At 37.4% G+C, this 9,169-nt stretch carries 10 protein-coding genes; 5 read left to right on the forward strand and 5 right to left on the reverse strand.

What is annotated here, in order from left to right:
- Positions 1–19: 19 nt before the first annotated feature.
- The 3 genes from ACE3RB_RS19190 to ACE3RB_RS19200 are packed head-to-tail and all read right to left on the reverse strand — an operon-like array spanning position 20 to position 2,427.
- Positions 20–526 carry a hypothetical protein gene (locus tag ACE3RB_RS19190; RefSeq protein ID WP_002982456.1) on the reverse strand — a complete coding sequence of 169 codons (507 nt, stop codon included), beginning with the start codon at positions 524–526 and terminating at the stop codon, positions 20–22.
- Entirely contained in the window at positions 519–1,373 is an 855-nt protein-coding gene (mreC, locus tag ACE3RB_RS19195; RefSeq protein ID WP_374465688.1) for a rod shape-determining protein MreC, read from the reverse strand. The genes ACE3RB_RS19190 and mreC overlap by 8 nt, the downstream gene beginning before the upstream one ends.
- Positions 1,374–1,401: 28 nt before the next feature.
- Positions 1,402–2,427, reverse strand: a complete 1,026-nt coding sequence (locus ACE3RB_RS19200) for a rod shape-determining protein (RefSeq protein WP_002982450.1) — start codon at positions 2,425–2,427, stop codon at positions 1,402–1,404.
- 390 nt (positions 2,428–2,817) lie between these two features.
- Here ACE3RB_RS19200 and hemA point away from each other — a divergent pair, with 390 nt between their 5' ends.
- The 5 genes from hemA to ACE3RB_RS19225 all read left to right on the forward strand — a co-directional run bounded on the left by hemA (position 2,818) and on the right by ACE3RB_RS19225 (position 7,056).
- Positions 2,818–4,092, forward strand: a complete 1,275-nt coding sequence (hemA, locus tag ACE3RB_RS19205) for a glutamyl-tRNA reductase (RefSeq protein ID WP_374465689.1) — start codon at positions 2,818–2,820, stop codon at positions 4,090–4,092.
- Positions 4,079–4,987, forward strand: coding sequence for a hydroxymethylbilane synthase (gene hemC, locus ACE3RB_RS19210; protein WP_374465690.1), 909 nt, complete (start codon positions 4,079–4,081; stop codon positions 4,985–4,987). The genes hemA and hemC overlap by 14 nt, the downstream gene beginning before the upstream one ends.
- Positions 4,988–5,041: 54 nt before the next feature.
- On the forward strand, positions 5,042–5,725 hold the full coding sequence (locus tag ACE3RB_RS19215) for a uroporphyrinogen-III synthase (protein ID WP_374465691.1): 684 nt from the start codon (positions 5,042–5,044) through the stop codon (positions 5,723–5,725).
- A gap of 45 nt (positions 5,726–5,770) precedes the next feature.
- Positions 5,771–6,802 (forward strand): uroporphyrinogen decarboxylase, encoded by a 1,032-nt coding sequence (hemE, locus tag ACE3RB_RS19220; RefSeq protein ID WP_374465692.1) that lies wholly within the window; start codon positions 5,771–5,773, stop codon positions 6,800–6,802.
- Positions 6,803–6,930: 128 nt separating this feature from the next.
- Positions 6,931–7,056, forward strand: coding sequence for a GNAT family acetyltransferase (locus tag ACE3RB_RS19225; RefSeq protein WP_374465693.1), 126 nt, complete (start codon positions 6,931–6,933; stop codon positions 7,054–7,056).
- 52 nt (positions 7,057–7,108) lie between these two features.
- On the opposite strand, the gene ACE3RB_RS19230 is transcribed toward ACE3RB_RS19225, so the two are convergent.
- Entirely contained in the window at positions 7,109–8,329 is a 1,221-nt protein-coding gene (locus tag ACE3RB_RS19230) for an aminotransferase class V-fold PLP-dependent enzyme (protein ID WP_374465694.1), read from the reverse strand.
- Positions 8,330–8,570: 241 nt separating this feature from the next.
- Positions 8,571–9,169, reverse strand: a 599-nt coding sequence (locus ACE3RB_RS19235; RefSeq protein ID WP_374465695.1) for a 50S ribosomal protein L25/general stress protein Ctc, incomplete at its 5' end; no start/stop codon positions are given.

Genomic DNA, 9,169 nt, shown 5'->3' on the forward strand with positions numbered 1-9,169 from the left:
ATTTTTAAATAACGTGTGTTCAAACTTTTTGTTTGATTTTAAATATTAATGCGTAGATGACTATAAAGATAAATGAAATTACACTTGTTACCAACACATTAAATAATATTTCAAAAAACCGGCTAAACTTAAAGAATTCAATATACTGTACTAAAAGCTGATGCAGGAAAATACTTGAAAATAAAAACAGCAAAAACTGCGCCCACTGAAGGGACTGAAATGAGAAAAAGTCTGTAGACGTATCTGTGGAAGTCCTGAAGATCAACGTTCTGAAGTAAGCAATTAACGTTGTTGCAAATGCATTGATTCCCCATGAATAAAGAAAACCGTCGATAGACAGCCCTATTAAAAAGCTCAATGCCAGGAACTGAAATTTATTTCTGAAAAAAGGATAGAACATAACGAACACGGGATATAATACCGGCGTATATTTCCCGAAAAGTGTAATCCTGTTGAGTACAAAAATCTGTAATGCAACAAGAAAGATCATGATCAATATATCTGTAAATAAAGTTCTGCTAATCATTTTCTTTTTTTATTACAGCCTGCATAGTGTCCTGAATCTTCTGCACTTCTGCTTTCTTAAGATTCTTCACTACATACACTTTATTCAACGCTCCCATTTTTTCACTCAGCTCCACGGAAATGTCCCAGAAGCCGGTTTTGTTGTCCACAGAGTATCCTGCAATGGTACCAATGGTCACTCCCTTAGGGAAAATAGCAGACTTACCGTCTGTAACAACAGTATCTCCTATTTTTAATGCAACATATTTCGGAATATCTGCCAAGTGCATTACCCTTGAGTTATCTCCGTTCCATGTTAAAGTACCAAAATACCCTGAGTTTTTAAGCGCTGCATTAATTCTGATCTTGTTTACACTTAAAACGGATTGAACCAATGCATAGCTATCTGTAGAATTGATTACAATTCCCGCAATACCTCTCGGCGCCATTACCCCCATTTGAGGAAAGACCCCGTCTCTGCGGCCACGGTTGATTGTAAAATAGTTGTTTCTTCTGTTGATACTGTTGAAAACAATTTCTCCATCAACAAAAGTATAAATCTGCCCACCACCAATGGTATCATGAACTCTTTTAAAAACAGGAGTCTTTGACCCGTCTTTTCCGTAGAGTTCAGTCATAAGGGCTTTATTCTGGGCCACAAGATCTTCATTGATCTGTTTTAGCTTCAGATAAGAAACTCCTTCATCAATATATCCGGAAACCCATGAATTGAACGCAGCCGTTTGGCCTGCAATCCAGGATCTCTGCATGGCATTTCTTGAGAATATCAAAACCAGAGCAATAATTTGCAGGAATATAAAGAAGACGAAAAGAGTATTCTTCGAAAATAATCTCAGCAAAAATCCCATTCAGATATAAAGTCGTAAAAAGTTAAAATTATTTAATTAAGAAATTGAACTTATCCATATTCTTAAGCGCAATACCTGTTCCGCGAACTACCGCTCTCAACGGATCTTCAGCAACAAATACAGGCAGACCTGTTTTTTTGTGGATTCTGTCCGCAAGACCTCTTAATAACGCTCCTCCTCCGGCAAGATAAATACCTGTTTTGTAAATATCAGCTGCCAGTTCCGGTGGTGTAAGAGAAAGGGTTTCCATTACGGCATCCTCGATTCTGATGATCGATTTGTCTAATGCACGTGCAATCTCTTTGTATCCAACCATAATTTCTTTAGGTTTCCCTGTGATAAGGTCTCTACCCTGTACCGGGATGTCCTCGATATCTACATCAAGATCTTCTACTGCAGAACCTACTTCAATCTTGATTCTTTCAGCTGTTCTTTCCCCGATATAAAGGTTATGGTGAGTTCTTAAGTAATAAGCAATATCATTGGTAAATACGTCTCCTGCAATTTTCACAGATTTATCACATACGATACCTCCTAAAGCTACTACAGCAATTTCCGTAGTACCTCCGCCTATATCGATGATCATGTTTCCTTCAGGCTTTTGTACATCTATTCCTACTCCTATTGCCGCTGCCATCGGCTCATAAATAAGCCTTACTTCTTTTGCATTTACTTTCTGGGCAGAGTCTCTTACCGCTCTTTTTTCAACTTCAGTAATACCAGAAGGGATACAGATTACAATTCGTAATGCCGGTTGAATGAATTTACCTTTGATGCCAGGAATTTTTTTGATAAACTCCTTAATCATGTGTTCAGAAGCATGGAAATCAGCAATAACCCCATCTTTCAGAGGACGGATGGTTTTGATATCCTCGTGAGTTTTACCCTGCATATGTTTAGCCTGCTCTCCGACCGCAATCGGCTTACCCGATGAACGTTCAATTGCAACAATTGAAGGTTGATCTATAACAATTTTATTATTATGGATGATTAGGGTATTAGCAGTTCCAAGGTCTATCGCAATTTCTTGCGTAAACATATCAAATAAACTCATATTTTTCTTCTGATTTTAAGTTTACAAAGATATAAATTTAACACTACTAAAGAAATTTCCCACCAACTTAATTTGGTTAAAATTTTATTAAAATTTATAATTCTTTATTAACTTTCAGTTTAGAGGTTTACAGACTTTGAGTTCAACTAAAATTCATGGCGTGTTAAAAGGGCTGAAAAGCGAAATAGCAAAAGGGTAAAAAGACTGAGAAAGCACAACAATGAAGACAGAAATAAAACTTAAAAACAGTAACAGCTTTTACACAATATGCGATTTTGCCATTTACAGTTTTGCCTTTTGCGGCATTCCCTTTTATAGTTTTTTACGATAATTATCATATACACTATCAGAGAATGATTAATTAAAAAAATTGTAAATTTGCGACTGCTTATGTTACAGTATTCCAACATTCATCAAACGTCAAATTTCGCCGTGCTTTCAATAAGCTACGAGAAAGCCGATGTAGAAACGAGAGGAAAGTTTGCATTCTTTGATGAGAACATCAAAAACTTTGTTTTCAGGGTCCATCAGGAAGATCTTGGGGATGCTTTTGTGGTTTCCACCTGTAACAGAACTGAAATCTACACCACTTCTCCCAATTATCTTTTAGTTGCTGAAGAATACTGTAAAACCATTGGAGTACAGCTTACAGATTTTCTTCAGTTTGCCAATATTCTTACGAAAGAGGAAGCACTGATTCATCTTTTCAGGGTGGCAGCCGGACTTGAAAGCCAGATTATCGGGGATTTTGAAATCATTGGGCAGATTAAAAAAGCATACAACCGTTTCAAAAAAGAGAGACAGAATTCAAATCCTTATCTGGAGAGAGCCATCAATGCGGCTATTCAGATTTCGAAAAGAATAAAAAACGAAACCGGCATTTCCAATGGAGCAGCATCTGTTTCTTATGCAGCAGTTCATTATATTCTGAACAGCCAGAAAAGAATAGCTGAAAAAAACATTCTTCTTTTAGGAGTAGGCGAAATAGGACAGAATACGGTTGAGAATCTGGTAAAACATGTTTATCAGCCGAAAATTAAAATTGCCAACAGAACTCAGGAGAAAGCTGAAAAAATTTCCCAGAAATATAATATTCCTCATGTTGATTATTCTGATTTTGACCAGGAATTAAAAAATACTGATATCCTTATTGTAGCAACAGGAGCCAAGCATCCTATTGTCAACCAGTCACATTTTCCGAACGGAAAAGAAACACTTGTCATAGATCTTTCCATCCCTCATAACGTTGAAAAGAATGTTACAGAAAATAAAAACGTAACACTGATTGATGTAGATGAACTTTCAAAACAGATCCAGGAAACCATTCAGCAGCGCGAAAAAGAAATCCCGAAAGCTGAAAAAATTATAAAGGAACTGATGAAAGATTTCATTGAATGGGAGAAAAAGAGAAAGCTGGCACCCAATATTCATCATTTCAAAGCCGTTTTAAAGAACATGGAACGCAATGAAATGCATAATTTTTATAAAAAGAATAAATACATAAACATCACGGATATGGAACTTTCTGATAAAATGATCCAGAAAATCACCAACCGTTTTGCAAAATATATCATCGATAACCCTTTAAAAGCCGAAGAAATTAGTAAATTAATGCACGAAATATTAGTTGAACAACCAAACAACGAATTCAATGAAAAGCATTAGAATCGGAACGAGAAATTCCGCACTTGCACTTTGGCAGGCTAGAGAGGTTGCGAGGCACCTTCAGAACAATAATTATTTAACGGAAATTGTTCCTATCGTTTCTTCCGGCGATAAGAATCTTAATCAGCCACTCTATTCTTTAGGAATTACCGGGGTTTTCACAAGAGATCTTGACATCGCCTTATTGAATGATGAAATTGATATTGCCGTACATTCCTTAAAAGATGTACCTACCCAATTGCCTCAGAATATCGAGATGATCGCTTACCTCGAAAGAGATTATCCTCAGGACATTCTGATCAGAAAAGAATCTGCGAGGAATAAAGAATTCCATGAGCTTAAACTGGCCACCAGCAGTTTGAGAAGAAGAGCTTTCTGGCTGAGAAATTATCCTACTGCTGAATTTTCGGATATCCGTGGAAATATTCAGACCAGGCTTCAAAAACTGGAGGAAGGAGATTTCGATGCAACCATTCTGTCTCTTGCAGGAATTAAAAGAATGAAAATGGAGATCGATTATGAGATGCTTCCATTAATGATTTCTGCTCCGTCACAAGGGGTTATTTCCGTAGCCGGACATACTAACAAACCGGAGATCAATGAAATTGTACGCCAGATCAATCACCAGCAGACTCAGATCTGTGTAGAAATTGAAAGAAATTTCCTAAGCACTTTAGAAGGAGGCTGTACTGCACCTATCGGAGCATTTGCAGAAATCATCGGCGATCAGATCCGCTTCAAAGCTGCACTTTGCTCCCTGGACGGGAAAAACTGCATTGCTGTAGATGAAAACTTTGTATATACTCCAGCCGAGAATTTCGGGGAAAAGTATGCAAAAGTAGTTCTTGAAAACGGAGGAAAAGAATTAATGGCCGAAATCAAAAGCCAGATCTGATATTTCAGATTGTAGATTCTTACCCGTTCCTTTCATCTTCTTAATTTTACAGACATGAAAATCTTATTTACCAAAAATATAGACCCATCTATTATATCCAAAGAATTAGGAGAGGATATTTTGGTTGACTGTGTTGAGGTGATTAAGACCAATCCTATCATGATCAGTCCTTTTGATCTGAAAAATTACTCTCTGATTTTCACCAGCGTCAATGGTGTTATATCTTTTTTTAAAAACAGGTTTAAACCCAATGAGGATTTTACTGCAAAAAACTACAACAAGATCTATTGCGTAGGCGAAAAGACCAAAAGAGAGTTAAGAAAACATGGCTTCGGAACATTTAAGGTATTGAAAAATGCTGAAACGCTTTCCAGGTTTATTATCGGAAAATGCCAGCATGAGCAGTTCCTTCATTTTTGTGGCAATCTTGCCATCAACGTTCTCGATAATGAGCTTCCGTTACAAAACATTAAATACAAAAAAGTTACGATTTACAATACCGAGGAAATCAATCCTGTAATAACTGAAAAATATCATGCTGCGGTATTTTTTAGTCCGAGCGGAGTTCGTAGTTTTGCAAAGCGAAATTCGCTGGAAGGAATGACGCTTTTTTCCATTGGCGAGACCACTTCCGGTGAGCTGAGAAATTATACGCAGGAAGAAATTTTTACTTCTGAAGAAAATACGCTGAGCTCCATCTTTGCATTGATCAGAAAAGAAATCGGAAGTATAATTTAGAATATCTGTTATCGGATATTGCCGGTAATATTATTTAAAAAGATTATGATTAAAAACGACCTATATTTAAAAGCACTTCGCGGAGAAACCGTTGAAAGACCTCCTGTCTGGATGATGAGGCAGGCTGGAAGATATCTGCCGGAATTCATTGCTTTAAGAGATCAGTATGATTTCTTTACAAGATGTCAGACCCCTGAGCTTGCCGCTGAGATCACTCTGCAGCCTATCCGCAGATTTCCTCTGGATGCCGCGATTCTGTTTTCTGATATCCTGGTAGTTCCACAGGCAATGGGAATTGATTTCAAAATGAAAGAATCCGTTGGACCATGGTTAGATACTCCTATCAGAACGATGGAACAGGTTCAGAATATTGAAACTCCGGATGTGAATGATACTTTAGGTTACGTTTTTGATGCTATTGAGCTTACTCTTCAGAAACTGGACAATGAGATTCCACTGATCGGTTTTGCGGGTTCTCCGTGGACCATTCTTTGCTACTGTGTAGAAGGAAAAGGAAGTAAAGCGTTTGATATTGCAAAATCTTTCTGTTTCCAGCAGCCTGAAGCAGCTCATTTATTACTGCAAAAAATTACCGATACTACGATTGCTTATTTAAAAAGAAAAGTAGAAAAAGGAGTTTCTGCAGTACAGGTTTTCGATTCCTGGGGAGGCATGCTTTCTCCTGCGGATTATCAGGAATTCTCATGGCAGTATATCAACCAGATTGTTGAAGCATTAAGCCCGCTTACTCATGTGGTAGTATTTGGGAAAGGATGCTGGTTTGCTTTGGAGGATATGACTATGTCTAAAGCTTCCGCACTTGGTGTAGACTGGACTATTAAGCCGGAATTCGCAAGAACGCTGACTAATCATACAATGACTTTACAGGGGAATTTTGATCCTGCAAGACTTCATTCAACTCCTGAAACCATCAAAAAAATGGTGAATGAAATGATCAACCGTTTCGGAAAAGACAGATATATTGCAAACTTAGGACACGGAATTCTTCCTAATGTTCCTGTAGAAAATGCTGAGGCATTCATCAGAGCTGTAGTAGACTGGAAACCGAATTTATAAGATTATTCTCTTAAAAAATATAATAGCCTTGTTATCCGTTAACAGGGCTTTTTATTGTAATTCATTTTTCCGGAGGCCTGTTATTAATTTTATTTATATTTGATTATTAACACTTTAAATCACATCCTATGAAAAAACTAAACAAAGGCAAAATGAAAAGCATTATGGCAGGAGGAGAAATCTGCCTTGAGTGTGCCATCGGTTATTACCAGGTTATTATTGATGGGCATTGTTACTGCGTTCCGATAGACTAATAAAAAAGCAGCTTAACAGCTGCTTTAATTTATATAAGTAATATTGTATTGGTTAGCTCAACATTCTCTGAGCTTTTTTAACCCCTTCTACTAAAATATCAATTTCTTCAAAAGTATTATAAACAGCAAAACTAGCCCTTACCGTCCCTGCAATATTAAAGAAATCCATAATAGGCTGTGTACAGTGATGCCCTGTTCTTACAGCAATCCCCATTTTGTCAAGGATCATCCCTACATCAGAGGCAATCCCCACTCCTTCAAGATTAAAGGAAACAACCCCGGTTCTTTTTGCTTTTTCACCATAAATCTTAATACCCTCTAATTCCAAAAGTTGTCTCTGGGCATATTCCAATAAAACGTTTTCATGATTCTGAATATTGGTATGACCTACCCTGTTTATAAAGTCAACAGCGGCTCCTAAAGCAATATTTCCACCTACATTAGGTGTTCCCGCTTCATATTTGAATGGAAGACCTGCATAAGTGGTTCCTTCGAAAGAACATGTCGCAATCATCTCCCCTCCTCCATGGAATGGCGGCAAAGCTTCCAGGATTTCACGCTTTCCATATAAAACACCTGTCCCCATAGGAGCATACATTTTATGACCTGAGAATACAAAGAAATCACAATCCAGCTTCTGAACATCGATATTGAAATGCGGAGCAGACTGCGCCCCGTCAATAACAATATAGGCATCAGTATTTTTTCTTGTCTTTGCAATAATCTCCTCAACAGGGTTTATAATCCCCAATGCATTGGAAACCTGATTTACAGAAACAACCTTCGTTTTTTCATTTAGAAACTGATCAAAATAATCCATCTGAAGAATTCCGTTTTCATCAATAGGAATCACACGGAGTTTTGCACCTGTCCTTTCACAAAGCATCTGCCATGGGACAATATTAGAGTGGTGCTCCAGATATGAAATGATAATCTCATCATCTTTCTGCAGTTTCTGTGTTAAAATATAAGCGATAAGGTTTAATCCTTCCGTAGTTCCTTTTGTAAAGATTACTTCAAAATCATGTTCAGCATTGATGAATTTCTGGATTTTCCTTCTTGAAAGCTCCATTTCTTCTGTTGCCAGCTGGCTCAGGGTATGAATTCCTCTGTGAACATTGGCATTAAGTTCTGTATAATATGCGTGACAGACTTCCAAAACTGAATTTGGCTTTTGAGATGTAGCTGCATTATCCAGATAAACCAGCGGTTTACCGTTCACTTCTCTGTCCAGTATAGAAAACTGGCTTCTTATTTCCTGAATGTCAAACATTTATTTATTTTTTAAATTAAAACGTTCTTATTTAGAACTCTTCAAATTTACGGCTTTTTTTCCGAAAGGAAGCATGAGGTTAACAGCTGATAGTTATCAGTTGATAGAAATATTCGATGAGTTATAATGAAGAAAGTGTATTAAAGGAAAATAGTGAAGATTAATAAATCTGAACATTTATTCCAAAAACAAAAAACCCGTCAAAAACTGACGGGTTCTATATTGTTTAAATAAGCAATTCTTATTCTGCTGCCGCTTCTGCTGCTTCAGGAGCTGCTCCTTCTTCAGTTGCAACTTCTCCTTCATCTTCATCATCCATTGCAGCTGCACCTCCTTTCATTGCATTTCTAGACATCTTAACAGCAACTACTACTGCGTTGTCCGGGTGCATGAAAGAATATCCTTCTGTTTTGATACCACCGATGTAAAGTTTGTTACCGATTCTTAATGGAGTAACATCTACAACGATTTCATCAGGTAGGTTAGCAGGGATAGCTTTTACTTTTAGTTTTCTGAAAGACTGACGTAAAACACCACCAGCAACAACACCTTTAGAACGTCCTGTAATTCTTACCGGAACTTCCATGATAACTGGCTTATCGTCAGATAACTGATAGAAATCAGCGTGAAGAATTTTGTCTGTAATAGGGTGAAACTGGATGTCCTGAAGAACAGCCGGAATTGTTTTTCCGTCAACTTCAATAGATACCGTGTGTGCTTCAGGAGTGTATACTAAACCTTTGAAAGCTTTCTCTTCAGCAGAGAAGTTCAAAGGAGCTCCACCTCCATAAACAACACAAGGAACTAATTCAGCATCACGTAAAGCTTTTGTAGACTTTT

Source organism: Chryseobacterium sp. (genome assembly GCF_041914225.1).
GTDB lineage: Bacteria > Bacteroidota > Bacteroidia > Flavobacteriales > Weeksellaceae > Chryseobacterium.

Coding starts and splice junctions, on each gene's coding strand:
- hemE (WP_374465692.1), top strand. CDS start 5,771: ATGATTAAAAACGACCTATATTTAAAAGCACTTCGCGGAGAAACCGTT.
- ACE3RB_RS19200 (WP_002982450.1), bottom strand. CDS start 2,427: ATGAGTTTATTTGATATGTTTACGCAAGAAATTGCGATAGACCTTGGA.
- hemC (WP_374465690.1), top strand. CDS start 4,079: ATGAAAAGCATTAGAATCGGAACGAGAAATTCCGCACTTGCACTTTGG.
- ACE3RB_RS19215 (WP_374465691.1), top strand. CDS start 5,042: ATGAAAATCTTATTTACCAAAAATATAGACCCATCTATTATATCCAAA.
- mreC (WP_374465688.1), bottom strand. CDS start 1,373: ATGGGATTTTTGCTGAGATTATTTTCGAAGAATACTCTTTTCGTCTTC.
- ACE3RB_RS19230 (WP_374465694.1), bottom strand. CDS start 8,329: ATGTTTGACATTCAGGAAATAAGAAGCCAGTTTTCTATACTGGACAGA.
- ACE3RB_RS19190 (WP_002982456.1), bottom strand. CDS start 526: ATGATTAGCAGAACTTTATTTACAGATATATTGATCATGATCTTTCTT.
- hemA (WP_374465689.1), top strand. CDS start 2,818: ATGTTACAGTATTCCAACATTCATCAAACGTCAAATTTCGCCGTGCTT.
- ACE3RB_RS19225 (WP_374465693.1), top strand. CDS start 6,931: ATGAAAAAACTAAACAAAGGCAAAATGAAAAGCATTATGGCAGGAGGA.